At 60.8% G+C, this 25240-nt stretch carries 23 protein-coding genes, 1 tRNA gene and 2 pseudogenes; 16 read left to right on the plus strand and 10 right to left on the minus strand.

Features of this window, described 5'->3' with window-relative positions; all coding sequences use genetic code 11:
• Window positions 1–49 precede the first annotated feature (49 nt).
• Window positions 50–1159, minus strand: a complete 1110-nt coding sequence (locus ACOYW2_RS23260; protein WP_482768151.1) for a serine hydrolase domain-containing protein — start codon at window positions 1157–1159, stop codon at window positions 50–52.
• The gene (locus ACOYW2_RS23265) at window positions 1152–2015 is read right to left on the minus strand and encodes a S66 peptidase family protein (protein WP_482768152.1); all 864 of its coding nucleotides are present in this window, start codon (window positions 2013–2015) and stop codon (window positions 1152–1154) included. The genes ACOYW2_RS23260 and ACOYW2_RS23265 overlap by 8 nt, the downstream gene beginning before the upstream one ends.
• A gap of 160 nt (window positions 2016–2175) precedes the next feature.
• Here ACOYW2_RS23265 and ACOYW2_RS23270 point away from each other — a divergent pair.
• Window positions 2176–2252, plus strand: a tRNA-Pro gene (locus ACOYW2_RS23270).
• Between the two features lie 125 nt (window positions 2253–2377).
• Here ACOYW2_RS23270 and ACOYW2_RS23275 read toward each other — a convergent pair.
• From ACOYW2_RS23275 to ACOYW2_RS23310, 8 genes and pseudogenes are all read right to left on the minus strand, one after another.
• Window positions 2378–3277: a CBS domain-containing protein gene (locus ACOYW2_RS23275; protein ID WP_482768153.1), complete on the minus strand. Its 900-nt coding sequence runs from the start codon at window positions 3275–3277 to the stop codon at window positions 2378–2380.
• Window positions 3278–3323: 46 nt separating this feature from the next.
• Window positions 3324–3851 carry a hypothetical protein gene (locus ACOYW2_RS23280; RefSeq protein ID WP_482768154.1) on the minus strand — a complete coding sequence of 176 codons (528 nt, stop codon included), beginning with the start codon at window positions 3849–3851 and terminating at the stop codon, window positions 3324–3326.
• A gap of 179 nt (window positions 3852–4030) precedes the next feature.
• Window positions 4031–5857, minus strand: a pseudogene (locus ACOYW2_RS23285) (SLC13 family permease).
• 15 nt (window positions 5858–5872) lie between these two features.
• Window positions 5873–6337 carry a response regulator gene (locus tag ACOYW2_RS23290; protein ID WP_482768155.1) on the minus strand — a complete coding sequence of 155 codons (465 nt, stop codon included), beginning with the start codon at window positions 6335–6337 and terminating at the stop codon, window positions 5873–5875.
• A 363-nt stretch (window positions 6338–6700) separates the two neighbouring features.
• Window positions 6701–8380: a sensor histidine kinase gene (locus ACOYW2_RS23295; protein WP_482768156.1), complete on the minus strand. Its 1680-nt coding sequence runs from the start codon at window positions 8378–8380 to the stop codon at window positions 6701–6703.
• A 311-nt stretch (window positions 8381–8691) separates the two neighbouring features.
• Window positions 8692–10152, minus strand: coding sequence for a sigma-54-dependent transcriptional regulator (locus ACOYW2_RS23300; protein ID WP_482768158.1), 1461 nt, complete (start codon window positions 10150–10152; stop codon window positions 8692–8694).
• A gap of 472 nt (window positions 10153–10624) precedes the next feature.
• Window positions 10625–12088: an ATP-binding protein gene (locus ACOYW2_RS23305; RefSeq protein WP_482768159.1), complete on the minus strand. Its 1464-nt coding sequence runs from the start codon at window positions 12086–12088 to the stop codon at window positions 10625–10627.
• 29 nt (window positions 12089–12117) lie between these two features.
• Window positions 12118–13170 carry a hypothetical protein gene (locus ACOYW2_RS23310; RefSeq protein ID WP_482768160.1) on the minus strand — a complete coding sequence of 351 codons (1053 nt, stop codon included), beginning with the start codon at window positions 13168–13170 and terminating at the stop codon, window positions 12118–12120.
• 436 nt (window positions 13171–13606) lie between these two features.
• Here ACOYW2_RS23310 and ACOYW2_RS23315 point away from each other — a divergent pair.
• The 15 genes and pseudogenes from ACOYW2_RS23315 to ACOYW2_RS23385 form a co-directional block, all read left to right on the plus strand.
• Window positions 13607–14521 (plus strand): annotated as a pseudogene (locus ACOYW2_RS23315) (sigma-54 interaction domain-containing protein); the annotation flags it as partial.
• Window positions 14522–14795: 274 nt separating this feature from the next.
• Window positions 14796–14912 (plus strand): helix-turn-helix domain-containing protein, encoded by a 117-nt coding sequence (locus ACOYW2_RS23320; protein ID WP_482420234.1) that lies wholly within the window; start codon window positions 14796–14798, stop codon window positions 14910–14912.
• A gap of 546 nt (window positions 14913–15458) precedes the next feature.
• Complete coding sequence (locus ACOYW2_RS23325; protein WP_482768161.1) at window positions 15459–15824, plus strand: NifB/NifX family molybdenum-iron cluster-binding protein; 366 nt, start codon at window positions 15459–15461, stop codon at window positions 15822–15824.
• Window positions 15808–17037 carry a cache domain-containing protein gene (locus ACOYW2_RS23330; protein WP_482768162.1) on the plus strand — a complete coding sequence of 410 codons (1230 nt, stop codon included), beginning with the start codon at window positions 15808–15810 and terminating at the stop codon, window positions 17035–17037. Before ACOYW2_RS23325 ends, ACOYW2_RS23330 begins: the two co-directional genes overlap by 17 nt.
• A 52-nt stretch (window positions 17038–17089) precedes the next feature.
• Window positions 17090–17533 carry a sensor histidine kinase gene (locus tag ACOYW2_RS23335; protein ID WP_482771076.1) on the plus strand — a complete coding sequence of 148 codons (444 nt, stop codon included), beginning with the start codon at window positions 17090–17092 and terminating at the stop codon, window positions 17531–17533.
• Window positions 17530–17892 (plus strand): response regulator, encoded by a 363-nt coding sequence (locus tag ACOYW2_RS23340; protein WP_482418293.1) that lies wholly within the window; start codon window positions 17530–17532, stop codon window positions 17890–17892. Before ACOYW2_RS23335 ends, ACOYW2_RS23340 begins: the two co-directional genes overlap by 4 nt.
• Window positions 17889–18491: a histidine kinase gene (locus ACOYW2_RS23345; RefSeq protein ID WP_482768163.1), complete on the plus strand. Its 603-nt coding sequence runs from the start codon at window positions 17889–17891 to the stop codon at window positions 18489–18491. Before ACOYW2_RS23340 ends, ACOYW2_RS23345 begins: the two co-directional genes overlap by 4 nt.
• Before the next feature lie 476 nt (window positions 18492–18967).
• Complete coding sequence (locus ACOYW2_RS23350; RefSeq protein WP_482768164.1) at window positions 18968–20242, plus strand: response regulator; 1275 nt, start codon at window positions 18968–18970, stop codon at window positions 20240–20242.
• Between the two features lie 19 nt (window positions 20243–20261).
• Window positions 20262–20696: a response regulator gene (locus ACOYW2_RS23355; protein ID WP_180137631.1), complete on the plus strand. Its 435-nt coding sequence runs from the start codon at window positions 20262–20264 to the stop codon at window positions 20694–20696.
• Between the two features lie 79 nt (window positions 20697–20775).
• On the plus strand, window positions 20776–22248 hold the full coding sequence (locus ACOYW2_RS23360) for an SLC13 family permease (RefSeq protein WP_482418296.1): 1473 nt from the start codon (window positions 20776–20778) through the stop codon (window positions 22246–22248).
• A gap of 726 nt (window positions 22249–22974) precedes the next feature.
• Window positions 22975–23532: a Na+/H+ antiporter subunit E gene (locus ACOYW2_RS23365; protein WP_482418297.1), complete on the plus strand. Its 558-nt coding sequence runs from the start codon at window positions 22975–22977 to the stop codon at window positions 23530–23532.
• Window positions 23525–23815 (plus strand): MrpF/PhaF family protein, encoded by a 291-nt coding sequence (locus ACOYW2_RS23370; RefSeq protein WP_180137633.1) that lies wholly within the window; start codon window positions 23525–23527, stop codon window positions 23813–23815. The genes ACOYW2_RS23365 and ACOYW2_RS23370 overlap by 8 nt, the downstream gene beginning before the upstream one ends.
• Window positions 23816–23831: 16 nt before the next feature.
• Window positions 23832–24179 carry a monovalent cation/H(+) antiporter subunit G gene (gene mnhG / locus ACOYW2_RS23375; RefSeq protein WP_482418298.1) on the plus strand — a complete coding sequence of 116 codons (348 nt, stop codon included), beginning with the start codon at window positions 23832–23834 and terminating at the stop codon, window positions 24177–24179.
• A complete protein-coding gene (locus ACOYW2_RS23380) occupies window positions 24163–24408 on the plus strand; it encodes a Na(+)/H(+) antiporter subunit B (protein WP_180137635.1) in 246 nt (81 codons plus the stop codon). Before mnhG ends, ACOYW2_RS23380 begins: the two co-directional genes overlap by 17 nt.
• Window positions 24405–25238 (plus strand): Na(+)/H(+) antiporter subunit B, encoded by an 834-nt coding sequence (locus ACOYW2_RS23385; protein WP_482768165.1) that lies wholly within the window; start codon window positions 24405–24407, stop codon window positions 25236–25238. Before ACOYW2_RS23380 ends, ACOYW2_RS23385 begins: the two co-directional genes overlap by 4 nt.
• Window positions 25239–25240: the final 2 nt, after the last annotated feature.

The following is a 25240-nucleotide window of genomic DNA, read 5'->3' on the forward strand; positions in this document are numbered from 1 at the left end:
ACGCAATAATCAACCTTCACCGCTATCAGAAATCATGCTTCTTGACAACTTAAAAAGCGGGACCGGAGCAGTGCGGCGCCCCCGTTGCGAAGACGCCGCGACAAACCGTTTCCATAACGATATCATGAACCTCCGGACGAAACACGCGAATCGCCGTGTTTTCCCGGGATGGGTGCACGCGATTGGTGAGCAGCACAACCACCACACCCCGGGTGGGGTCCACCCAAAATGAGGTCCCGGTAAAGCCCAGGTGCCCCACGCTCCCCGTGGAAAAATAGTGCCCGCTTGCCGACCCCTGGGCCGACGGCAGGTCAAAGCCCAGCCCCCGTCCACGCCCTCGGGATTCCCGGAAAAAAGCGGTGACCACATCCCGGCTGAAGGGCGACCCCGCCCCCCCGTCCCTGTGGTGGGATGCCAGGTGCCACACAAGACGCCCCACGTCCCGGGCCGTGCCGAAAAGCCCGGCATGAAGAGCAACGCCCCCCATGGCCCAGGCGTTGTCGTCGTGGACTTCTCCGCAGAGGGTTTTGTGCCGCCAGGGACAGGCTTCGGTGGCAGCCACCGCCCTGCCCTCGGGCAGATCCGATGCGTACATCACATCGCGAAGCCCCAGGGGGCCACGCACCTTCGCCTCGAAAAGGTGCCGCACATCCGTACCCGTCACGGCCTCCACCACCGCCTTGAGCACCATGAATCCGATATCGCTGTAACAGACCCTCTCCCCGGCCGGTGCCTCAAGGGAGCACCCTTGAAGGAGCACCTGAAGCCCCTTGCCCCTTTCGGCCACGGGCATGGTCACCAGGGTTTCGTAAAGGGGCATCCAGGCCGGCAGACCCGAGGAGTGATCCAGTAGGTGTCGAAGGGTCACCGCCTCCCTGCCGCCCCCTGTGAACCAGGGCAGGTAACGGCTCACCGGAGCCTCGATCTCCAGAAGCCCTTCGGCCACCAGCACCATGGCAAGGGTGGCACCGGCCAGGGGCTTGGTGAGGGACGCCAGGTCAAACAACGTGTCGGGGGTCACCTCGGGCCCTCCGGTCCAGAGGGTTCCGGCACACGATTCCCCCACCACCTCTCCGCCCACCATGACCAGGAGCTGCCCCCCGGGAAAAACACCGGAGGCCACCCCGTCCGCCATCTTTTGCGACAGGGCCTCACACATAACGAAACCCCGCTTCAGACGAGAGAACCACCTGCTCCCCGAAGACCAGGGGAAAGTTTGTGGGGCCGTGGCCAAAGCGCCCCCCGGTCACCACCGGAATCCCCAAGGGGGCAAACACCTCCCGGAGGACCGCCTCAGGCGCCCCTTTTTCTCCGCAATGCAAAAAATCTCCCACCAACACCCCCCGTACCCCGTCAAAAGCGCCGGAGAGACGCATCTGGGTAAGGGCACGATCCAGGCGGTACGGGGCTTCATGAACATCTTCAAGGGCAAGGACGCACCCGGAAAAATCGGGTTGAAACGGGGTGCCGCAAAGATGGGCCAGGGTGGCCAGGTTGCCCCCGGTGAGCAGCCCTTCTGCGTCTCCGGCCACCAGAGAGCCCCAGGCATCGCCCAATGGATTGGGACGGACACCGGAGCGGAAGAGCCCCTCCAATGCATCCAGGGTCTCCGGGCAGGCCATGGCCAGCCCCTGAACCGTGGGGCCGTGGATCACCCGCCGCCCCAGCCCCACGAGCCGTACCAGAAACGCCGTGGTATCACTGAAGCCCATGAGTGGCGGGAGTTCCAGCAGCTCCTCGTCTGTCAATTCAGCCAGAAGCCGCATGGCGCCGTACCCTCCGCGGGCAGCCACCAGAAGGTCGGGACGCGCCTGGGCCATACGAAGCAGAGAGGCCCTTCGCACGGCCTCACTCCCGGCAAGGTAGCCCATGGCATCCCCCACGGCCGTATCCACGGCCACGTCCCATCCGGCCGCCCTGAGGACTGCCATCCCCTTTTCCAGTTTTACGGGGTCCACAACCCCGGACGGGGCCACCACACCGATCCGCGCATCTTGTCCAAATGGAAATATCATCCGGCCGCCTTTCGCCAACACATTGATTTTACGCACACCTTCCATGGCGACATTCCACAGCCACCCTCGCGTTTGGGGCCATTATGGGGTCGGGTCGTTTTTTTGTCAAAGAGTGCTTGACATCCCTTGGGGCATGGGGGTATAACCCTCCTGTTTTTGGCGGGGCGTAGCGCAGCCTGGTAGCGCACTTGACTGGGGGTCAAGGGGTCGGAAGTTCGAATCTTCTCGCCCCGACCAAAACACAAAAGTAAAAAATACAAAGGACCTGATCGATTTCGATCAGGTCCTTTTTTTTTGGTAACTATTCAGCGCAAAAAAACAGCCTCCGGCGGCAAGGTGTGCCACCTTGAATAAGGCAATACTCACCCTTCCGAGGCAACCCTCTCGATCTCAAAGAAGAGCTCCTCCTCCCGGATAATCCCCTGGCACTGGCCCCAGGCCATGACAGCCAGCCTGCGTTGCCGCAGGGACGTCATCATGTAGGCAGCTTCCATGAGGTTGGCCTCGATATCCACTTCCGGCGGTGCTTCGGTCATCACATCCGAGACTTTGCGCGCCATGAGCTTTTTCGCCTCGGAGGTAAAGAGCCCCTTCCAGAACATGGGAGAGTACCGGATGGTGGAGGCCGTGCTGGGAAGATCGGCATGAATATAAGCGGGCAGCAGGGATTCCATGAGTCCCCTTACGGAGATCACCCCCTTGACCTCACCGTCGGCGAGCACCAGCAGGGACCGCTGGCCCGACTCAATGAGGGAGCCGGACAGGGTCCGGGGCGAAAAGGAGGCCCGCAAGGCCCGAACCGCGTACTCCACGGTCTGATTGGGCCGGGCCGTTTCATACTCTGCCAGGGGAATCATCACCTCCCCGACGGTCTTTTCCTCATCGGAGTCCATTCCGTGCCCTCGCCCGGCTTCGTAGATCTTGGTGGACAGCAGATCAATGTCGCAGGGTTTTGCCAGAAAATCATAGGCCCCTGCGGCCAGGGCCTCCTCGGCGGATTCCCCGGTGCCGTGGCCGGTGAGCATGATCACCGGGACCTTGGGCTTGCGGGCCTTGATCAGCCCCAGGGCCGTGAGCCCGTCCATGCCGGCCATGCGGATATCCAGCACCACCACGTCCGGCGCCTTGTCGAGGCGCTCCAGGGCCGCCTCCCCCGATTCCGCGGAAATCACCTCAAAGCCCCGGCGTTCCAGGACCTTTTGCGTGGCCACGCGAAAGCGTTCCTCATCATCCACTATCATCACACGTATCTTTGTACTCATCGTTGTCTTCTCCTTTCACGTCAATCAAGTGCTGTGCACCGATGCTTCACACGCCCTGCAGCATGAAAATCACCTTGAACAGAGCCACCAGGGCCACAAGAATGAGCCCCACCGCAGCAAAGGCGCGTCGGCCGCTCATCCCTCCGAGTTCCCGGAAACCGATCCCGATGACGCCCCATTTCCAGGGCTCCGTAAACCAGAAGGCCCCGGGAATCCATGAGACAAGCAGGGTTACCCCAAAGCCGTAGGCCACACAGGGTGCCACAACGGCCAGGCCGGACCGGCGAGCCCCCACCACCTTCAGGGCCATCCAGCCCAGAAGGGAAGAGAGCAGGGCCATGCCCAGGGCGTTGGCCGCAGACACCGTGGCCAGGACCACCCGGCCACCGCCCGGCACCAGCATGCCTGTAAGCAGACCGTGGAGCACCACCGCTGCGGACAAGCCCCACAGCAGCCGGTGAAGGGTTCCCCGGGCCGCCAGGGCGCCATAGACCCGGGAGGGCGACAGCAGCACGGCTGTAATCCCGATCTTCTCCACGGTGGGGGTCGGGCCCCGTTTCAGGTCAGCATCCATGGCTACCCTCCCAGGGCCCAGATCACGGCGCCGTACACCAGCACTACGCTAACCAGCACAAAGCACACACGGCGCTCTGCCTCAGCAGTAAAAAAGAGCTTTCCGCGTTTCCATCTCATCGAAGGTTTCATGGTGTCTTGTTCTTTCACCGGTCCTTTCTCCTTACGATTCATGGGTGATTAAAACCCCGGCAGGGCGTTGAACCCGCGCAGGACCCAGTACGCTCCGGTGAGGAGCAGAAGGATCGCGTTGGCCACAAACCACAGGGGAAGCCCCACCCGGAGGTAGTCCTTGGGCTCCAGGTAACCGGAGGCGTACACGATGGCGTTGGGAGGCGTGCCGATGATCAGGCAGTAGGCAAAGCTGGATGCAATGGCCGTACTCATGGCCATGAAGGGCAGAAAGGTGGTCCCGGGATGCACCAGGCCAGCCATGTTCAGGGTAATGGGACCTACGGCCGCAGCGGCCGGTCCATCTGCCATGAGGTTGGTGAGCACGGCGGTGAGCCCGTTGGAGACCGCCATGAGGGGAAGGCCGGAGTCCATGCCGAAGGGTGCCAGAAAATCGATGACGGTGCGGACCGTGGTGTCCAGGGTCCTGCCGAAGATGATGGCACCGGCGTAGAGCCAGACCACGCCCCAGTCCACCTTTTCATGGTAGTCACGCCAGTTCACCACCCCGGTGAGCAGGTAAGCCACGGCACCAGCCACGGCAATGACCCCGATGCCTAAGCGAATGGGGTAGATCCCCAGGTTGTAGAACTCTTTTTCCGTGAACCAGCCGAAGACCATCACCAGGAACACCACCAGGGCGATGATCTGCTTGCGGTTCCAGGGCCCCATTTTATGGATCTCCACACGCAGGTGATCCATGGCCGGAGCCAGGCTGGTGACACGGGGCTTGAAGCGCCAGTTCACGATGAGCCAGGTGATGGGAATCATCACAAAGAGAAAGGGGAAGCAGTAGGTGATCCACTGGAAATACCCGATGTCAAACCCAAACATGTCGGTGAGATACGTCATCATGATGGATGCTCCGGCTGCTGGATGGTCCTGCTTGCCCGACTGATCCAGGCCATGGCAATGCCGATCATCAGCATCTTGGCCAGCTCCGGGTCTTCCGGCACCTCGCTGGTGAGGCTGTTCTGATAAAGAAGCATGCCGATGGGAAGGAACATGGCAGCCAGGGCATGGTCGGAGATAAAGGCGGCCAGGGGGCGCGTGGAAAAAGATGAGGGTGATCCACCGGACGTTGGGCACGGCGAGCTTTTCAAACATCATCAGGCAGACCCGTTTGTCCACCCCGGTCTTTACAAAGGCCGCGGCAAACATAAGGGAACCCATGATGAACCAGCAGGCATCCGACCAGTAGAGCATGGCCACCTGCTTTCGGGTCACCACCCCGGTGAACACCAGGATCAGACCGATGCAGAAGGCCACCCCGGGCAGGGGAATGCACTCCGTAAGAAAACAGATCACCACAAAGACCACCATGGCGATGGCCACCTTGATATGCCAGCTCCCCTTGTCGGCGGCGGCCTTGTCCTTACCGGCCAGTTCCCCGTAGTCAAGGACGTCGCGCCTCTGCTTCAGGGCGCCCTCCATGAGGGCAAGGAACCTGGCGTCGTCCACCTCGTCTCTGATAAAGGCGTGGGCGCGCTTGAAGTTGGCCCCGGCCGCAGGGATCTTGTATTTTTTGCACCATTTTTCGTTTCGTTTCAGAAAACGGGCCTTGGTCAGGGCACCCATGCGCATGTTGCGCTCCATCATCTGGGCCGTGAGAAGCTGCCACTGGGGCAACTCCGTGCTTTCTGCCCCGAAGAGCTCCTGGCTCAGGTAGGCGATCACCGCCTTGGGGCCCACCTTGTACTCGGCCCCCACATCCTTCATGCCGCCGGGCGTGGGCATGAGCAGGATCAGAAAAAAAAGGGCAACGGGAATGGAGAAGATCCTCCAATCCACGTACTTGTCATACCCGGTCACCTTTTGCTTGTCGCGTTCTCCCATGAGTATTCCCCCTTCCTAGGCGTCGATATCCGACCCCTGCTGCTTCATGATATCCCTCGGGCTCTGCATGCTTCGTTCAAGCATGGCCAACCGAATCTTCTCCGCATGCCGTCGGTACGAATCCCAGGCCTCGCTGACCTTGCCCCAGAGCAGGTCGATGTCCGCCGGTTTCACCAGGAACTCAAAGGCCCCGGCCTTCAACCCTTCCACCGCCGAATCCACGGTGCCGTGGCCCGTCAGCAGGATCACCTCCACCAGGGGATGGCTCTTTCGTATGGCACGAAAGGTTTCATGGCCGTCCATGCCGGGCATCTTCACATCCAGGACCACCACGTGGACCGGATCTCTGGACAGCACGGACAGGGCCTCCATCCCGGAGCCGGCTGTCAGCACGGTGCACCCCTTGCGGGCCAGAAGCCGTGAGGTGGTTTCGAGGTAACGGGGCTCGTCGTCCACGAGCAACACATAAAGAGTATCCATTCACTCCTCCTCAATTAATCTAAGGTTCTTCATTCCCAAACGAATGCCTTAAAGATTGACTCTCACGAGGAATTGCACGGGACATGCCAAGTCAGACAGACACGCCAACAAACTGTTTTAAAAGACGATTCGCAAAACACTCTCCAAAACTATCCCGTTGTATTGTCAGTCCGGTTTACAAGGTGTCGGGCAATGGAAAAACCGGGCATAAAAAAACCCCGGCCACGTCCCCATGTAAGAGGTCATGTACCGGGGCCTGAAATGTTTAATGGATGAAACCCGATTGATGTGAGCAGAGGGCAAATCGCAATGGCAATAAGCTTTCGAGGTGGCTCACCTCGCCACCGGAGGCACGCTTTTACGTCATTGTTCGAGGTGGCGAGGCAGGGAGATGGTGAACACAGAGCCCTCCCCCACGGTGCTGGCGACGTGGATGCGCCCGCCCATGCCCTCGATGATGCCGAAGCAGACCGAGAGCCCCAGGCCCGTACCGGAACCCGGGGGTTTGGTGGTGAAGAAGGGGGAAAAAATCTTGGACCGGGTCTCTTCGTCCATGCCGCTGCCGTTGTCCGACACGTCCACGCACACGGTGTCGGCCTCCTCACGCACCGCCACGCTGACCCTGCCGCCGCAGCTGCCATGGCGGGCTTCCACGGCATCCAGGGCGTTGTTGATGAGGTTGAGAAAAACCTGCTGGAGCCGCGAGGGATCTCCCCAGACCCGGCTGCCGTTTTCCGGCACCTCCGTAAGGAACCGCACCCCGCTCACCTCGGCCCTGGAGCGGACCATCTTGGCCACGTCGGCAAGGAAGTCCCCCATGACCACGGCCTGGTCCCGGGTGGTGCTCTTGCGACCGAAGTTGAGGACCGACCGGGTGATGTCCGAGCAGCGCCCGATCTGAAGACGCATCTGGTCCAGGGACTCCCGGATCATGCCCACCTCCTCGGTGCCCTCCTCCACGTCACGGACGGTCTCGGCCATGTAGGCCAGCTCGCTTTGCATCACCTGCAAGGGGTTGTTGATCTCATGGGCAAACCCTGCGGCCATCTCCCCCAGCTCGGCCAGGCGGGCTGCGCGGTAAAGCTGCTCTTCCAGGTGCACGGCCGCGTCATCGCTTCGCCGGATCCGGGAGACGATGCGGGTGGTCAGCCCGTAGCCCACGCCCAGAAGCGCCCCGCTGCCAGCCACCATCACGGCAAAGATCACCAGGTAGATCCGCATGCGGTTCTCAAAGGCCTCACGGGTGTCCTGCACCACCACCAGCCGCCAGGGCTTTTCCGTGAGCCGCACCGAGGCAAAGACACGCTTGACCCCGTCCCGGCAGGCAATGACACGGGCACCGGCCCAGCCGTCCCCCATGACGTAGGCGTCGCTGTCCGGGTCCTTTTCCATGAGCTTGCCCCTGGAGGGGCGAATGCTCTGGTACACGCCCTCGTCGTTCAGAAGAAAGGCCTCTCCGGTCTGGCCGATGCGCACCTCACCGGTGACGGCCTGGAACACGTCGGTATCAATGGTGGCCCTCAGCACCCAGGGACGCCCTGCCCCTTGAGCCCGCACCGCCACCACCACATGGGGGGTCTTGCGGAACCCGGTGAAGACATCGCTGATCCAGGAGCCGGTGGCCATGGTCTTTCGAAACCAGAACTCCTCCTGATAGTCGATGCCCTCCAGACGGTAAGGCCCGGTGTAGGCCACGTGAACCCCGGCCTCGTCAAACACCCCCAGGTCCATGAAAGCCCCTGAGCTGGCCTGGAGATTCCCGAAGGCCGTCTCCAGATTCTCGGGGGTGGACAACGCCTCAAAGGAAGAGATGGAGGCCAGCAGCGCCAGGTCGGCACGCCGCTCTTTTAAAAAGGAGTCCACCATCATACCGTGGTCCCGGGCGGTCTGGGAGATCCGCGCCATGATGCTTTTTTCCATGGCCCCGGAAAAGAGAATGGCCCCCACCACCAGCAACACCATAAACGGCACCAAAGGGACGATCGTCATGTTGCCGAGAATAAACCGCGCGATCTTCCGATCGTATGCCCTGCCTGTCATCATCGCCTCCTTAATTTCGGAGAAAAAACGCCTCCGGCGGCAAGGTGAGCCACCTTGAAAGATGGTTGCGGATGCGCTTTGCCCCTCGTTCCTCGGGTCAAATCACATCCGCCTTTCAAAAAAAATTGTAACTATTCAGCTTGCCTCCGGCGGGTCGCTTTTTTGAAAAAAAGCTCCGCAAAAAACTTTCCCGAAAATGGCAAACTACCAAAATTGGTTCGGCGAAGCCTGGAAAGACTTACTGAAAACCTGTTTATCAAACTTTTCAAAAGTTTGGCCCCCGGCAGGGCCGCCGGAGGCAAGCTTTTCCATGTTTACTGCTTTGCCGGATCCTCTGTGTCTCCGGCATTGATGCGAGCGCCCACGGTGATGCCGTACTTGTCCATGCGGGCATGGAGGGTGGGCCGTGAGATTCCCAGGAGCCGAGCGGCCTGGGAGCGGTTGCCCTCGGTGGCGGCCAGGGCTTCGGAGAGGATCACCCGGGAGCACTCGTCCAGGAGGCGTTCGAACAGGTCGTCTTCCCGCCGTTCCAGGCGCCCCCTGACCCAGCGGCGGATGATCTCCTCCGGGTCCTTCCAGGGATCCTCGGAAATAACATCCTGGCCGAGACTTCGTGCGATGCTCTCCTGGGTAATGGCCCCGCCCCGGTGAAAAATAAGCAGCTTCTGGATCACGTTGGAGAGCTCCCTCACGTTGCCGGGCCACTCATAGCTTCCCAGGAGCTTCAGCCCTTCCTGACTGATGCCGGGGTTGGCCATGCCCAGTTCCAAAGCGTGGCGCCGAAGAAAGTAGTCGGTGAGAAGGGCAATGTCCCCTTTGCGCTCCCGTAAAGGGGGCAACGCAAGGGTCACCACTTTGAGGCGGTAGTAGATGTCTTCTCGAAACCGCCCCTCCTTGATGGCCCCCTCCAGGTCCCGGTTGGTGGCGGCGATGATCCGCACATCCACAGGAATGGTCTCCCGGCCCCCGATGCGCTCGATGCTCCGTTCCTGGAGCAGGCGCAGGATCTTGGTCTGGAGTTCCAGGGGCATGTCCCCGATCTCGTCTAAAAAAAGGGTCCCGCCGTTGGCCTGTTCGATCTTGCCGATCTTTCGGTGGGTGGCCCCGGTAAAGGCCCCCCGCTCGTAGCCGAAGAGCTCGCTCTCCAGAAGGGTCTCGGGTATGGCCACGCAGTTGATCACAACAAAGGGCCGCCCGCTCCGGTTGCTGTGCTGGTAGATGGCCCGGGCCGCAAGCTCCTTGCCGGTGCCGGACTCGCCCCGGATCAACACGGTGGCGTCGCTTGCCGCCACCCGGCCGATGGACTTGTACACCTCCTGCATGGCCGGGCTGATTCCCACGATGCTCTCTTCGTCCCCTCCGGGCACGGCGCCTGCCCCGGTGCCCCCTAAGGTCACGGTGGACTTCATAAAGCGCCCCGCCTCGGCAGCCTGGCCAATGAGACGAAGCAAGGCTGGAATATCAAAGGGCTTAAGCACGTAATCAAAGGCTCCCATCTTGGTGGCATTGATGGCCGTCTCCGTGGTGCCGTAAGCGGTCATCACAATGACCGGCATGAGGCTCGCCACCTCCTTGAGACGCTCAAACAACTCCAGCCCGCCCATGCCCGGCATCTTCATGTCGATGATGGCAAGGTCCGGCTTCAAGCGCTTGGCAAGCTCAATGCCCTCAAGGCCGTTGGCCGCGCTGTGCACCCGGTACCCCTCGGCCGCAAGCAGCTTTTCAAAGGACGCCCGCAACGAATCATCGTCGTCCACAATAAGAATGGTAACCATATCGCTCCTTAATTGAAGGGAAAGCCTTCTATGGTCAAAGTTGCTGGAAAAAGCCATGCCTCCGGCGGCAAGGTGGGGGCACCTTGAAACCCTATGGCGAATGCATGAATGCCGCCGCTATGCTGCCGTTTTAGGGGCATTCGCACGACGGATGACATAATGCGATCGCCCCTGCAAGAGAGACCCGTCTCATATTTCTAAAAAACAAACTCGGAGCTTTTCGTATTGAATTGGCTTTCACCCGAATAACCCCAGCCCCCTGCCGGGAAACAACCTATAAAAAAATTACGCCGTCTTTTTTTAAAGATCTCACACGTTGATTTTCACCATGAAATCAAGTTTCATTCTCCACGGGCAAAGCCCATCAGCGAATGTGATCGGCCTGAGGAACGAAGGCCGGGAGCATTCGCGACCCTGGGGTCAAGGGGCTTTAGCCCCTTGCCGCCGGAGGCGTTTTTCCATGCACGTTCCCCTATCCCCTTTCTTCGCTGTCCATGGGCAGGTAGACCACAAAGGTGGTGCCTTTGCCCTGGACGGAATCCACATCGATCCAGCCGCCGTGGTTTTCGATGATGCGTTGGGAGATGGGCAGGCCCAGGCCGGTGCCGTCCTCCCGGGTGGTAAAAAACGGTTGGAACACCTGTTCAAGCTCCTCTTCGGGAATGCCGCATCCGGTATCGGCAAAGGAGATCTCCGCAAGACCCGCGCCGTCGGTCTCGGAGACCACGCGCTCGGTGATCACGATGCGGCCTCCGCCGCCCATGGCTTTGCAGGCATTTTCCATGAAGTTGACAAAGGCTTCCTTGAGCTGCTCGGGGTCGCAGGTCACGTCGGGCAGGGGTTTATCGCGCTTGACCTCCACGGTGACTTCGTAGGAGCGGAGGCGATGGGAGAGGAGCTGGAGGACCCTGTCCACCACGGTGGAGGGGCTTTCCAGCTGCATGGCCAGGCGCGGGGGGCGGGAAAACTCCAGGAAGTTCTGGACGATGGTGTCCACCTGGCCGATCTCCCGTGTGATCACCTGGAAATCCTCCTCCTGCTCCCGGGTGAGGGGCAGGGACCGATTCAGGGAGAAGAGGCGCATCTTCACCGAGGTCATGGGGTTGCGGATGCTGTGGGCCATGCCCGCTGCCAGTTTCCCCACCAGAACCATCTTCTCGGCCATGAGCAGGTTCTCCCGGCTCCGGGCCAGTTCGGTGTGGGCTTCTCCGGCGCTGCGGATAAGGTTCTCGATGCGGTGGGTCACGGCCTTGACCTCATTGGGCTCCATGAGGGCCAGTTCACCCGCCTCTTCCCGGGCCAGGCGGCGCAGGGGAGCCAGGACCTGGCGTCCCAGCATCAGGGTCAGGACGCCCCCTAAGCCGGTGACAAACACAAGGGCCGCCACCGTGACCCAGCGCAGCTGCTCGGCCCGGGCGTGTACAGCCTGGCGCGCGGCAAAAAGCTCCTCCTCATGGGCCTTTTTATACGCCTCGCAGTGATCAAGAATCTTGAAGAACTGATCCCTCACCCCGGCATGGGCCTCTCCCCCGGCGATTTCATCACCCTTGATGTGAGAGGCCAGGGCCTGAGTGCCTAGGCCACAGACATAGAGGTCATACGCATCCCCGATGGACGCAAGGGTATCCCGCTCCTCCACAGTTCCGGCAAAGCCCTGGGCCCGCTCCAGCCGCATGCGAAACAGCTGCCGGTACTCCCCCAGGCGCTGGAGCCATTCGGGGTTTCTGTCCATGACATAATAGGACATGAACCCCTTTTGGTTCACCAGGGCCGTTTCCAGGGCCTCGGCCGCCTGGTACGCCGCCACCGAGTCGCTCACCATGCCTTCGATGAGGCGATCCACCCGGTAGGTATTCCATATCATCACCCCGCCACAGGCCATGGTCACGGCCACCATCAGGGCCACAATGGATGTCGTCTTTGTTCGCAGACTCAAAAAACCCGGCATCCTTCTTTCCTCCTTGCTTACTTCTGAGCATCCACCGCCCATGGGACCGATTCCGTTTCAAGGCCCATGCGGTCGGCCAGCCAGGCGTACCGCTGAGCAGGCACCACCAGTGTCCGCCCCGGGTGCAGGGCCATGAGCCGCCACACCGCCTCCTGGGGGTCCACCAGGGAGTCGGGCAGATCCACCACGAGCCGTCCATCCCATCCGATACCACCGTAAACCATGACCTCGCAGGTCGATGAGGCTGTGCGTCCCCCGTTTCGCCCGGCCACGGTTGCCATCACCTCCGGCAGGCCTCGGTCTCCTTCCACCCGCATGGACAGGGTGTAGGCAAGCCTCTCCTCAAAAAGGGGCGGTGGATTGCCCCGCCGACACAAAAAAGAGCCCAGGGCACAGGTGCGCCTCACCCGCGCTTCCAGCTCGGCGTTGTCCAGGGCCGAGGCGTTCCACACCGTCACCCCGCCTCCGTGGTGCCAGAACACCACCTCCACCCCGCGGCGCACCAGGTCGATTTCGGCATCGGCCATGTCCATGGCAAGCCGCAGGCGATCCCGGGTCAGGGGGCGCCCGGGATCCCCCACGGCAACGGCCACCCGTTCCAGGATGGCCCTGGCCGCGTCCCCCACCGAAAAGGTCCCGCAGGGGAGGTACATGTCGTAAAACCTGTGGTGGAGAAAACTCCGCCCGAACAGGCGCCTGCGACGCCTTACCCAGCTGCGACGCCCGGCCCCGGGGACATCGGCCATGAGGACCCTGAACACGGCCACGGGAAACCGCTGCAGCAGGTGCCCCAGGTCCCCGTAAAAAATCCTCACGCCCCGCTCCAGGGCCGATGCCATGGCCCGGCACAGTCGGGCCCTTGCGCATGCACGCTCCTTGACCATGCGATCCGCCAGGGGGTGAACGCCGAAAAGCGCCCACGACAGGGACAGGTGTCCCCCGCCCCCATGGGCCGCCATGGCAATGAGTTCGTCATCTCCCATGGCAACCCCGCCGGTCTCCCGCTCCAGGTGCCGGACCAGCGCCCGGACCTGCTCGTTTTCACCGCCTGAAATCACAATGGCCGTCATATGTATTCTTCCTCCGCCCTGTAAATCGGTGTGTGCCGGTGTGTGTCGTGCCCGGGCACGGCACCCTGACGGTGCCTTGCCTGCCCGGAGCCGGCGTTCCATGGCTCTCTTGGTGAGCAAGACCCATGCCAGCATCCCCCACCTGAAATCCTTTGAAAATTTCCGATGGAACAGGGTGGTTTCGGACTTCAGGTTTACACAGTGGAAACTTTTCTGACACCCTTTTTTCCCGGGAGCCTGCCGTTTACATTCCCCTTGACACCACCTCCCGGGTAGGCAAAGGATAAGGGGCGTGATCATGCCACCGGCCCAGGTGCTGACCCAACAGACAAAGGAGTCCCCCATGCCCGTCCCCACTCCGGCAATCGTTCACCTTCTATCCTCCGAACTCTCCTTCGGCCGGTTCATGGATGAAATCCCCCTGGCCACGGCGGTGATGGACAAGGACTTAAACATTGTCTGGCTCAACCGCGCCTTTGAAGCCCTCACCGGCTTTTCCCGGAGCGACGCCTACGGCATGCCGTGCCGCCATGTGGTAAGAAGCCGTGCCTGTGTGGAGAGCTGCCCCAGGCAAAACGGGGTGGTCACGGCCCCGGCCCCCTGCGAAAGCGACATCATCAACCGGGACCGGGTGCGCCTGCCCGTCAAGCTGAACCTGGCCCCCCTCACCGACGCCAACGGCAACCACACCGGATACATGGAGACCATCGAAGACCTGCGGGCGGTCCGAAGCCTGGACAGCCAGAAGAGCCAGGCCTTCAGCTTCGAAGGGATCATCGGCCGCAGCGAAAAGATGGACAAGATCTTCCAGACCCTGCCCATCCTCGCCCAGAGCGACGCCTCCATTCTCATCACCGGGGAGACCGGCACGGGCAAGGACGTGGTGGCCGAGGCCATCCACCAGACCTCGCTCCGGGCCGGGGGGCCCTTTGTCAAAGTCAACTGCGGAGCCCTTCCCGAAACCCTTCTGGAGAGTGAGCTCTTCGGCCACGCCAAGGGCGCCTTTACCGGTGCCGTGGAAAACAAGCCCGGCCGGTTCCGCATGGCCCACAACGGCACCCTCTTCCTCACAGAGGTGGGGGATCTTCCCCTGGCCCTGCAGGTGAAGCTGCTCACCTTCCTGGACGACCAGGTGATCTACCCCCTGGGCGAAACCCGCCCCTTCCACGCCAACGTCCGCGTCATTGCCGCCACCCACCGCAACCTGGAGCAGATGGTGACCCAAGGGACCTTTCGCCAGGACCTGCTCTTCCGCCTCAACGTGGCCCGGGTCCACCTGCCCCCCTTACGGGAGCGCAAAGGAGACATCCGCATCCTCCTGGACCACTTTCTGGAAATCTACCGGCGCCAGCTCGGCAAGCGGGTCACCGGGTTTTCCCGGGACGCCCTGGCCCTGCTCGCCCGTCCGGTTACCGGCAACGTCGCGGGAGCTGCGAAACATCGTGGAGTTCGCCGTCAACATGGCAACGGAACCCACCATCGACGTGGAGTCCCTGCCCGCCTACCTTTTGGAAGGCCCGCCCCAGGCACCGCTGCCGGAGACGCCCGACCCGTCATCCCCCACCGCCCCCGACGCCCAGGCACCCCAGACCGCCCCCCGCACCTGGGCCACGGCCGAACGGGAGATGATCCTCGACGCCCTGCAGAGGGCCCGGGGCAAGCGACAGGAGGCGGCCAAGGCCCTGGGCTGGGGCCGCAGCACCCTTTGGCGCAAAATGAAACAATATGGCATCAATGAATAGGATACGTGTTTTGAGGTTGCCTCCGGCGGCCCTGCCGGGGGCCAAACTTTTGAAAAGTTTGATAAACAGGTTTTGCTCAATTTCACAGAAGCCTTCGCGGAAGCTCTCACCCTGAGGAACGAAGGGGAAGGGCTTTCGCAACCTGGGGTCCAGGGGTGGCGAAGCCACTTAGTCCAAAAATCCCCTGGCCGCCGGAGGCAGGCTTTTCCATGCACTTCAACCATAGAAGGCAATACGGTTAAATCGACAATGAGCAAGCAGCAGCAACGTATCCTGTGACGTCGAAGCTTGTGAACCAGTCGGCACAAACCATCAGCGTTTATGTCGGGCGCAGCCCGAGCCGAAGGCCCTTGCGCTTTGAACCGAGGAACGAGGGTCAAAGCGCAAGGGCAATAAGCTTTCGAGGTGGCTCACCTCGCCGCCGGAGGCTTGCTTTTTCCACTCCCTTTAACCATAGCGGGCACGTGAACAGGTAAACGAGCTGGCCCTGAAACAAGCGGTTTAAGCTCTTGAAACAATTTAAAACCCTATGATACAGTTTTCCCTATGTTAACAAAGATCCTCATCCCCATCGCCGCCAATGAGGTGGCCCCCCGCTTTGACCTGGCCGCCGAGGTGCACATCGTCACCCTGCTCCGGGGCGGCGACACCGAGGACAAGACAGTGGTGCTGCCCCAGGCCTCTGCGGAAAAACTCTGCCACCTCATCCTCACCGAGAACATCACCTGCGTAATCTGCGGCGCCATCGAGGAAGAGTATTTCCAGTTCCTTGCCTGGAAAAAGATCACCGTCATCGATGCCGTGGCCGGGCCGTGGGAAAAGGCCCTCATCCGCCACCTTCAAGGGGACCTCTCCGAAGGGGAGATGCTCTTCGACCGCATTGTGGAGGGACGCCATGTGGACCATCCGTAGCTTCATCGACAAGATCGATGACCTGTTCAGCCGTGGAGCCGACTCTCCGGGACACTACCGGAACCTCACCCGCAACATCATCATCACCATGCTGGTGGTCACCATCACGCCCTTGACCGTCATGGGGATCCTCAACCACTTTCAATACGGGCGCCACCTGCAAAACGAGCTCATCACCCCCCTGGCCAACACGGTGAGCAAAGCCAAGCACTCCTTTGAGCTCTTTTTTGAAGAGCGCCTCTCCACGGTGCGGTTCATCGCCAACGCCTACGACTTCGAGGAGCTCAACGACAGCCGGACCCTGCACCACCTCCTGCGGATCCTGAAAACCGAGCTGGGCGGGTTTGTGGACCTGGCCATCATCAACGCGGACGGGGACCTGGTGAGCTACGCCGGACCTTACAACCTGGCGGGCAAAAACTACGCCAGCCAGCGCTCCTTCCAGGAGGTGCTGGTCAAGGGCTCGTACATCAGCAACGTCTTCATGGGCCACCGCCAGCTCCCCCACATTGTGCTGGCCGTGCAGCGGTACACCGACGACGGCACCAACTGGATCATCCGGGCCACCATCGACACGGAGCGTTTCTACACCCTGTTGGGCAGCCTCAGGCTCTCTCCCCAGAGCGACGCCTTTCTTGTCAACTCCGAAGGGATCATGCAGACCAACTCCGCCCTGTACGGCAAAACCCTCAAGGCCTGCCGCCTCACCATCCCCACGGGCACCCGGAGCACCTTTGTGTCGGAGACCACCGACCCCGACGGCCGCCAGATCCTTCTGGCCTGCTCCGGCTTCAACAACGCCGATTACGTTCTGGTCATCGCCAAGCCGCGCTCCGTGGTGCTGAGGTCCTGGTATGCCCTGAAGTCCGACGCCCTTCTGGTTTATGCCTTGAGCCTTCTGGTGATCATCTTCATGGTGGTGAAGATGACCGGCACCCTGGTGCGGCGTATCAAAGAGTCGGACGAGCGCCGGGAGACGGCCCTCACCGAGCTGCAACACAACCAGAAGCTCTCCTCCATCGGCCGCCTGGCCGCAGGGGTGGCCCACGAGATCAACAACCCCCTTGCCATCATCAACGAAAAGGCAGGCCTCATGGTGGCCGCGGGAAGACTTCCCCCACCGGAAGCGCCTGGCAGAGCTCACCGAGGCCATCATCGGCTCGGTCTCCCGCTGCAAGACCATCACCCACCGCCTCCTGGGCTTTGCCCGTAAACTCGACACCCTCATGGAGCCCCTCTCCATCAATGAGATATTAAAAGAGGTCATGGGCTTTCTGGAACGGGAAGCCCTCTATCGCCAACTGGACGTCAGTATCGACCTGGACCCGTCCCTTTCCGACATTCTTTCGGACCGGGGGCAACTCCAGCAGGTCTTTCTCAACCTGCTCACCAACGCCTTTGCCGCCGTGGAAGACGGCGGCACCGTCAGGCTCGCCTCCATGCCCGCCCAAGGGAAGGGGGTCACGGTCACCGTCGCGGACAACGGCTGCGGCATGACCGAGGATGTGGCCAAGCGCATCTTCGACCCCTTCTTCTCCACGAAGAAAGGCAGCGGCACCGGCCTGGGCCTCTCCATCACCTACGGCATCCTCAAGAAACTCGGGGGCACCATCACACTGAACACCCGGCAGGGGGAGGGCACCACCTTTACGGTGACGCTGCCTGAAAAGCCCCCGGCCGACACACGCAAAGGAGGATCCACCCCATGACCACCCATGTCCTGCTGATTGACGATGAACGGGAGTTTGTCACCACACTGGCCGAGCGCCTGGATATCAGGGGATTTTCAACCGCCACGGCCGAAGACGGGGACACCGGGCTTGCCCTGATCCGCCAGGAGACCTTTGACGTGGTGATCCTGGACCTCCTCATGCCGGGTATGAACGGCCTGGAGACCCTGAAACATATCCGCCACATCGCCCCGGACCTGCCCGTGATCCTTCTCACCGGCCACGGCTCCACCCGGGAGGGCATGGAAGGAATGCGCCTGGGCGCTGTGGACTACCTCATGAAACCCCTGGCCATCGAAGACCTCCTGGACAAGCTCAAGGAGGTTGTCGCATCATGAGCCTGACCCCTGACCAGGAGACCACGGTCCTCATGGGGGCCGTCACCGCCCCAGCCACCCACGACCTCATGAACGTGCTGGCCATCATCAATGAACACGCGGGGCTCCTGTCGGACCTGCTTCACCTGAAGGGAAGCGGCGCACTCCCACCGGAACAGCTGGAAAAGAGCATCGCCGCCGTGGAGGCCCAGGTAGCACGGGGCCGGGAACTCCTCAGCCATCTCAACAGTCTGGCCCACGCCCCGGATCCCGGTCCCGGCGGCCCTGCCGATGCCGGGGCCGCCCTGGAGGAGGTGGTCTGCCTCACCCGGCGACGGCTCCACGGGCGACTCACCGCACCCGCCCCCTCCGCCACGGTCCAGGCCGACCCCATGAAGCTGCGGCTGCTCATCTTTCGCCTCCTGGAAGCCGCAAGCCACCCGGAGCAGGCCCGGGAAACAGACATCACCCCGACCCTTGGCGAGTCCACCCTTGCCCTCACCTTTCAAGGCCACGATGCCATGGAACTGCCCGGGGCTGTCAGCGCCCTGGCCCATGAGATCGGCGGCTCCCTCTCCCGCACCCACCACACCCTTTGCCTCACCCTGAAACGGGGTTAGCCCCTCTTTGCCTCCGGCGGCCCTGCCGGGGGCCAAACTTTTAAAAAGTTTGATAAACAGATCTTAAGAAAGCCTTTTCCAGGCTCCGCAGAAATAATTTCCACTTTTTGCATTACAAAAGTTTTTTGCGGAGCTTTTTTCCAAAAAAGCGACCCGTCAGAGACAGAGCGTAAAAGTCCCTCAAATGCCAATGGCTCCACCGACTAAACAGGCCACCGGCAGAGCATCTTGAGGCATGCAGTCACAGCCACCATAAACAACAGGTGCCCTGCCCCGGCACACCCTTTCTCGTCCCGTATTGTTTCAAATTGTTCGTTTCATTTAGTTTTATTTTGTTTCTATCAATATCTCCTGCCCCACCCACCCACCACACAACCCACCGTTATAAATAAGCATTCCACACATGGCACACCCCTTGCAATCCATCAATTTAACTGAACCAATTCATCAACAACCCACATTGCAAGGAGCCGCATATGCCTTCCATCACCATCACCAACGGCGCCTTCAGCCAAGCCGGAGCCATTGTCGACGCCCTCAGCAGCGCCACCGGCATGAAGGTATTCACGGACCGGGAGATCATCACCCTCACCGCCCAGCGCGAAGGGCTGAAAGAGGCCTCCCTCCTCAAGATCCTCAAAGGACAGACCCCCACCTTCAACACCTTTACCAAGGAGCGTGAAAAGAGCCTGGCTGCCGTCAAGCTCACCCTGGCCGAACTCCTGGCCGAAGGCGACATCATCCTCCACGGTCTGAGCGGCCATCTCGTCCCGGCCTCCCTCACCCCGGTGCTACGCACCCTCATCATCACCGACAAAAAACGACGCATCGAAAATGCCCGGGAGACCCGCAACATCACGGACAAAGATGCCACCGCACGGATCCAGGCCCTGGACGAGGCGGCCCAACTCTGGTGCAGCGCCCTCCACGGCAAGAGCGCCTGGGATCCTGAGCTGTATGACGTGGTCATCCCCACGGACAAGACCCCGGTGCCCGAGGCATTAAGCCTCATCACCGAGAGCCTCTCCCGCATTGAGGTGGACCCCGAAGAGGGGGCTCGGCTCGCAGCGGATTTCTCCCTGGCAGCCCGGGTGGAACAGGCCCTCGTCGACACCGGAGAAGGGCTCACCGCCGAGGCAAGGGACGGCCACGTGACCGTGACCATCAACAAAAACGTCCTCATGCTGGGAAAATTCAAGCAGAAGGTGGAGGCCGACGCCGCGCGCATCAACGGGGTGACATCCGTGGAGACCCGTATCGGCAAGGGGTTCTACAAGGCCAACGTCATGTACGACTTCGACCTGCCCACCCCGCCCCGGGTCCTTCTGGTGGACGATGAAAAAGAGTTTGTCCAGACCCTGTCCGAGCGGCTCCGCATGCGGGAGGTGACCACCTCGGTGGCCTATGGCGGGGAAGAGGCCCTGGCCATGGCCGGCAAGGAGGAGACCGACGTCATGGTCCTGGACCTCAAGATGCCCGGCGTCAACGGCTACGACGTGCTCAAGAACATGAAGGCCAATCGCCCCCACGTGGAGGTGATCATCCTCACGGGCCACGGATCCGAAGAGGACCGCAAGCGCTGCCTTGCCATGGGGGCCTTTGCCTACCTGCAGAAACCCGCGGACATCGAGCGCCTCACCGAGACCATGAAAGCCGCCTACGACAAGATCCGGGCAAACCGCGCCGAAAAGACCCCGGCCGACCGACGAGCGCATGGCGGCAACGCACCGCACCCCGCGCCGACACCTTAATTTGGAGGAGAAAGAAAAGATGACCTACACACCCCATGTACTTGTGGTGGACGACGAAAAAGAGTTCGCCAACACCCTGGCCAAGCGCCTGGAGCTGCGGAATTTCAAAACCAAGGTGGCCTATTCCGGGGAGGAGGCCCTGGAGATCCTCACCGAGGGCCTCACAGACATGGTGATCCTCGATGTCCTCATGCCCGGACTCGACGGCTGCGAGACCCTGGTCCGCATCAAGGCCGACCACCCGCTCATCCCGGTGCTCATGCTCACCGGGGAGGCCACGGTGGAACGGGCCATCACCGGCATGAAGGCAGGGGCCCTGGATTTTCTCATGAAGCCCTGCGACATCGGCGTCATCGCCGAAAAACTCGAGGCGGCCTACAAGCTCAAGTGCGACCACGAAGCCCGTATCCGCGATGCGGAGATCAACAACATCATTGAAAAAAAAGGCTGGTAACGGGCCCTGAGCGCACCACCCCTGCCCCCCTTCGGGGCGGACGCCACCTTCTCGAGACTCCCTGCATGGAGGTTTATTTATGGTAACGGAAACCCTTCAGGCCGAAACACGGCCCATTGACTGGAAACGCATCTTCTTTCTCGGCCTGGGGCTGGGCCTTTTTGTCCTGGTTTACTACAGCTCCGCCTGGCCCGACGCCGTCGACCCCAACGGCAAACGCTTTGCCCTCACCACCGAGGCCAAGGGGGCCATCGCCGTCTTTCTCCTGGCGGGGATCTGGTGGATCTTTGAGGTCCTGCCCATCGGGGTCACCAGCCTCACCATCGGGGTGCTGCAGGTCATGTTCATGATCCGGCCCGCCAACAAGGCGTTTAAAGACTTCATGGACCCGTCGGTCCTCTTCATCTTCGCCTCGTTGGTCATCGGCATGGTGTTCACCAAGACAGGACTCACCCGCCGCATCGCCTACAAAATGCTCTCCATCGTGGGAGAGCGCACCAGCATGATCTACCTGGGCAGCTTCGTGGTGACGGCCGCCCTCACCCACATCATGGCCCACACGGCCGTGGCCGCCACCATGTACCCGCTGCTGCTCACCATCCACGCCATGTATGCCGACGACCGCGAGCCCACCCGCTTCGGCAAGGGCCTCTTCATCGGCATGGCCTGGGTGGCCGGGGCCGGTTCCATCATCACCCTGCTGGGGGCGGCCAGGGGAGCGGTGGCCGTGGGCTTTTTCCGGGACATCGTGGGCCGTGAGGTCTCCTTTTTCGGGCTCACCTATTACATGGCCCCCGTGGGATGGATCATGGTCTTCGTCCTCTGGGCCTTTATCATGCTCTTTTTCCGGCCGGAAAAGACCCGCATCGAAGGCATCAAGGAGCGTTCGGCCTTTATGCTCAAAGAGATGGGCGCCTTGAGTCGCACCGAGGTGGTGTCGGCCATCATCATCTTCGGCTGCATCTTCTGCCTCTCCATGCGGGCCTTTATCCCGGCCCTGTCCGGTGTCAACAAAACCGCCATCATCCTGGTCTCCACCATCCTCTTTTTTGTCCTCAACATCCTGGACATCAAGGACCTGGAGGCCATCCCCTGGAACATCATCCTTCTTTTCGGCGGTGCCATGAGCATCGGGTTCTGTCTCTGGGAGACCGGGGCGGCCCAGTGGATGGCGGTGAACTGGCTCACCCTGTTTAAGGAAGCCCACTGGTTCGTCTTTGTCATGAGCATCGCTTTTTTTGTCATGGTGATGACCAACTTCATCATGAACGTGGCGGCCATTGCCATCTCCCTGCCCGTGGCCCTGGTCATCGCCCCCTACCTGGGAGTGGCCCCGGAGGTGATCCTATTTGCGTCCCTCATCACGGCGGGCATGCCCTTTATCCTTCTGGTGGGGGCAGCCCCCAACGCCATCGCCTACGACTCCGGACAGTTCACCACCGGTGAGTTTTTCTCCTACGGACTCATCGCGAGCCTGATCCTCATGGTGGTTACCGCCCTGTTTGTCCTGATTGTCTGGCCCATGATGGGCATGCCGGTTTTACTTCCTTAATCAAACAACGCATACTGGCGCCGGAGTCAGGTAATCCGGCGCCAGACACACTGACACATAAGACAAGATATCAGCAACATGAGACTGAACAGAACAGACTCATTAAAGTCATTTACAGCAAGCAATAGGAGGAACAGGACCAAAGGCATGAACATGTTTCCCGGAAAGGAAAACCCAAAAAAGGCAGGGAACTAAAGGGGGATGTTCCTTGGCGACACAATGCGCCAAAGGCGAAAAGGTAGGTATATTTATCAGCAACTTACGGCGTTTTTTTTAATGCTAATTCATAAATTTAATTGAACATATTCATCAATCGCGGAAACTTCTTGACACCCCAAATGATCTTTTGCAGAATACCCATTTATCCACGGTCGTCACACCTCTGGCAAGGCCCTGGTTTACTCGGTCTCAGCGTGCATTTCGAGCAGTTGAGGGCTATGAGAAAAATAAAATATACACGCATTGGCTAATAAAACAGCACTCTTTGAGTACTGCCTGCCCAATACTTTACGCTGTATCACTATTATTTTCCGGCCGAGCCCCCACATACTTCCCGGATAGATGATGCACCCGCACCGACCGTAAGGTGTGACGAGCGGACACGTTCGTCAACCGTGTCCATGGTCCGTGACACGCGGGCGCTTCTGCCCGACATTTCTGACACTGCCCCGGATCATCCCCCGGGTTGTCTCAGCGACAGTGTCAACACTGAGGAAGGTAACAACTGTGACAAGACAAATGAACACCCCGCCGCCGCACGCGGGCCGGAAAAAAGTCGATAACGGCTTCAGACTGGTCCCCTTTGCGGTCACCTTCGCGGTCATGATGACAACCTGGGTGGCCTTGTCGGGAAAACTCGACATTTTCCACCTCTCCCTTGGCGTCATCTCCTGCGTGATCGTCTCACTCTTCTCATCGGATCTTCTCATCACCGCCACCACATTCAAGGGAATGCCCGGCCTCTGGCTGCGCTTTTTCCTCTACCTCCCGTGGCTCATCAAAGAGATTGTCCTGGCAAACCTCCACCTCCTCAAGCTTGTCTTTCATCCCAGGCTGCTTGATGAGATCAACCCAAAGCTCATCCAGTTCCGAAGCCGCATGAGCGATGACATGGGCCTGGTGACCTTTGCCAACTCCATCACCCTGACCCCCGGAACCATCACGGTCTCCCTCTCCGTCTTCGGGGATTATGTGGTACACGCCATCGACGACGCGTCGGCCGAGCCCCTGCCCGGCGAGATGGAGAAACGCGTCGCAACCGTATTCGGAGAGGACCATGACTGATTTTTTTCTCTGCGCAGCCATTGCCATCTGCCTGATCTCTCTGCTCTCGCTCTACCGCGCCATAGCAGGGCCCACCATTCTGGACCGCATCATCGGCATCAACGCCCTGGGCACCAAGACCACGGTGCTGCTGGTCATTATCGGGCTTCTCTTTGACCGGGTGGACATGTTTGTGGACATCTCCCTGGCCTACGCCCTGCTGAACTTCATCACGGTTCTGGCGTCGGCCCGCTATTTCCACAAGAAAAAGGGGCTCCACGGCGAGTCCCTCACCCAGAAATAAGGAGCGACGAACGATTATGACCATCTTAAGCCTTCTGCTCATCGCCCTGGGCATCTTCTTCTTTTTTGCCGGAGCCGTGGGCGTGATCCGATTCCCCGATTTTTACTCCCGGCTCCATCCCGCCGGGATGATCGACTCCATGGGCCTGCTCCTCTCCATGAGCGGCCTGGCCCTTTTTGTCCTCAGCCACCACGGCCTCTCCGGGACCACCATCCTCACGGCCATAAAACTCATCCTCATAGTCATCTTCGTCTACATCACCAGCCCCACCGCCACCCACGCCATCGTGGACGCCGGCATCCGGGCGGGACTGGCTCCGTGGACAAAAAAGAATAACGGAGGCAGCGATGACGATACCCATTGATCTGGCGATACTCACCCTTGTGGTCATCAGCGGCATCGGCGCCCTGGCCGTCAAGGACCTCCTCGGAGCCGCCATTGTCTTCAGCGCCTACAGTTTTCTCATGTGCCTTGCCTGGGCCGTCATGGGGGCTGTGGACGTGGCATTCACCGAAGCAGCCGTCGGGGCGGGCGTCAGCACCGTCTTTTGCGTGGCAGCCGTCTTCCACACCACACGGAGGACCAAAGATTGAGATTTTTAGCCATCATCGCCGTCGTCCTCACGGGCGGGCTCATCATCTTCCACACCGGGGCCTTCCCCGATTTCGGTGATGCAGACTCTCCGGCGAACACCTACCTTTCGCCCTACTACCTGGAACACGGACAGGCCGACACCCACGCTCCCAACGTGGTCACCAGCGTCCTGGCCGACTACCGTGGCTATGATACGATGTTCGAGACCACGGTGGTCTTTGCCGCGGGCCTGGCCTGCTTCTTTCTGTTGCGCCGGAAAAAAGGTCCGGAAGAGACTACCCGCATGTACCGTCACCTGCCCACAGGGGTGACCCTGCACATCAAGGAGGGGGGCAAGCTTCCGGCGGAAGACTCCAAGGTCTTCCGGCGCCTGGACTCCCATTTCGTGCCCCATCAGATCATCATCAAAAACACCTGCCGCCTTGTGATCCCCTTTATCCAGATCTTCGCCCTCTACGTGGTGGCCCACGGCCACTACAGCCCCGGGGGCGGGTTCCAGGGCGGGGTGCTCCTGGCGGCGTCCGTCATCCTGTACGCCATCAGCCACGACCTGCGGCGCGCCATCCGGCGCTTTCCCGAGAAGATCGCGGCCCTGTTCGGCTCCCTGGGCGTTCTCATCTACGCGGGCACCGGGGCCCTGTGCCTCCTGTTCGGGGCCAACTTCCTCAACTACGAAGCCCTGGCCCCCCTTCTGGGGGTCGATGCGGTGATGGCGCGTTCCCACGGCATCCTCATCGTGGAGATCGGCGTGGCCTTTGCCGTCATGGCGGTGATTATCTGGATTTACTACAACCTGTCCTCGGCAGGGAAACACGACGAGGGGCTCTGATA

The sequence above is a fragment of the Desulfoluna sp. CLI2B genome, from assembly GCF_056847375.1.

What these genes read in the sequence shown, in the direction of transcription:
- ACOYW2_RS23280 (WP_482768154.1), bottom strand. Translation starts at nt 3,851, where the DNA reads ATGGATGCTGACCTGAAACGGGGCCCGACCCCCACCGTGGAGAAGATC.
- ACOYW2_RS23295 (WP_482768156.1), bottom strand. Translation starts at nt 8,380, where the DNA reads ATGATGACAGGCAGGGCATACGATCGGAAGATCGCGCGGTTTATTCTC.
- ACOYW2_RS23345 (WP_482768163.1), top strand. Translation starts at nt 17,889, where the DNA reads ATGAGCCTGACCCCTGACCAGGAGACCACGGTCCTCATGGGGGCCGTC.
- ACOYW2_RS23260 (WP_482768151.1), bottom strand. Translation starts at nt 1,159, where the DNA reads ATGTGTGAGGCCCTGTCGCAAAAGATGGCGGACGGGGTGGCCTCCGGT.
- ACOYW2_RS23380 (WP_180137635.1), top strand. Translation starts at nt 24,163, where the DNA reads ATGACGATACCCATTGATCTGGCGATACTCACCCTTGTGGTCATCAGC.
- ACOYW2_RS23320 (WP_482420234.1), top strand. Translation starts at nt 14,796, where the DNA reads ATGATCCTCGACGCCCTGCAGAGGGCCCGGGGCAAGCGACAGGAGGCG.
- ACOYW2_RS23325 (WP_482768161.1), top strand. Translation starts at nt 15,459, where the DNA reads ATGTTAACAAAGATCCTCATCCCCATCGCCGCCAATGAGGTGGCCCCC.
- ACOYW2_RS23300 (WP_482768158.1), bottom strand. Translation starts at nt 10,152, where the DNA reads ATGGTTACCATTCTTATTGTGGACGACGATGATTCGTTGCGGGCGTCC.
- ACOYW2_RS23350 (WP_482768164.1), top strand. Translation starts at nt 18,968, where the DNA reads ATGCCTTCCATCACCATCACCAACGGCGCCTTCAGCCAAGCCGGAGCC.
- ACOYW2_RS23275 (WP_482768153.1), bottom strand. Translation starts at nt 3,277, where the DNA reads ATGAGTACAAAGATACGTGTGATGATAGTGGATGATGAGGAACGCTTT.
- ACOYW2_RS23330 (WP_482768162.1), top strand. Translation starts at nt 15,808, where the DNA reads ATGTGGACCATCCGTAGCTTCATCGACAAGATCGATGACCTGTTCAGC.
- ACOYW2_RS23355 (WP_180137631.1), top strand. Translation starts at nt 20,262, where the DNA reads ATGACCTACACACCCCATGTACTTGTGGTGGACGACGAAAAAGAGTTC.
- ACOYW2_RS23290 (WP_482768155.1), bottom strand. Translation starts at nt 6,337, where the DNA reads ATGGATACTCTTTATGTGTTGCTCGTGGACGACGAGCCCCGTTACCTC.
- ACOYW2_RS23360 (WP_482418296.1), top strand. Translation starts at nt 20,776, where the DNA reads ATGGTAACGGAAACCCTTCAGGCCGAAACACGGCCCATTGACTGGAAA.
- ACOYW2_RS23370 (WP_180137633.1), top strand. Translation starts at nt 23,525, where the DNA reads ATGACTGATTTTTTTCTCTGCGCAGCCATTGCCATCTGCCTGATCTCT.
- ACOYW2_RS23265 (WP_482768152.1), bottom strand. Translation starts at nt 2,015, where the DNA reads ATGATATTTCCATTTGGACAAGATGCGCGGATCGGTGTGGTGGCCCCG.
- ACOYW2_RS23335 (WP_482771076.1), top strand. Translation starts at nt 17,090, where the DNA reads ATGGGCTTTCTGGAACGGGAAGCCCTCTATCGCCAACTGGACGTCAGT.
- ACOYW2_RS23310 (WP_482768160.1), bottom strand. Translation starts at nt 13,170, where the DNA reads ATGACGGCCATTGTGATTTCAGGCGGTGAAAACGAGCAGGTCCGGGCG.
- ACOYW2_RS23340 (WP_482418293.1), top strand. Translation starts at nt 17,530, where the DNA reads ATGACCACCCATGTCCTGCTGATTGACGATGAACGGGAGTTTGTCACC.
- mnhG (WP_482418298.1), top strand. Translation starts at nt 23,832, where the DNA reads ATGACCATCTTAAGCCTTCTGCTCATCGCCCTGGGCATCTTCTTCTTT.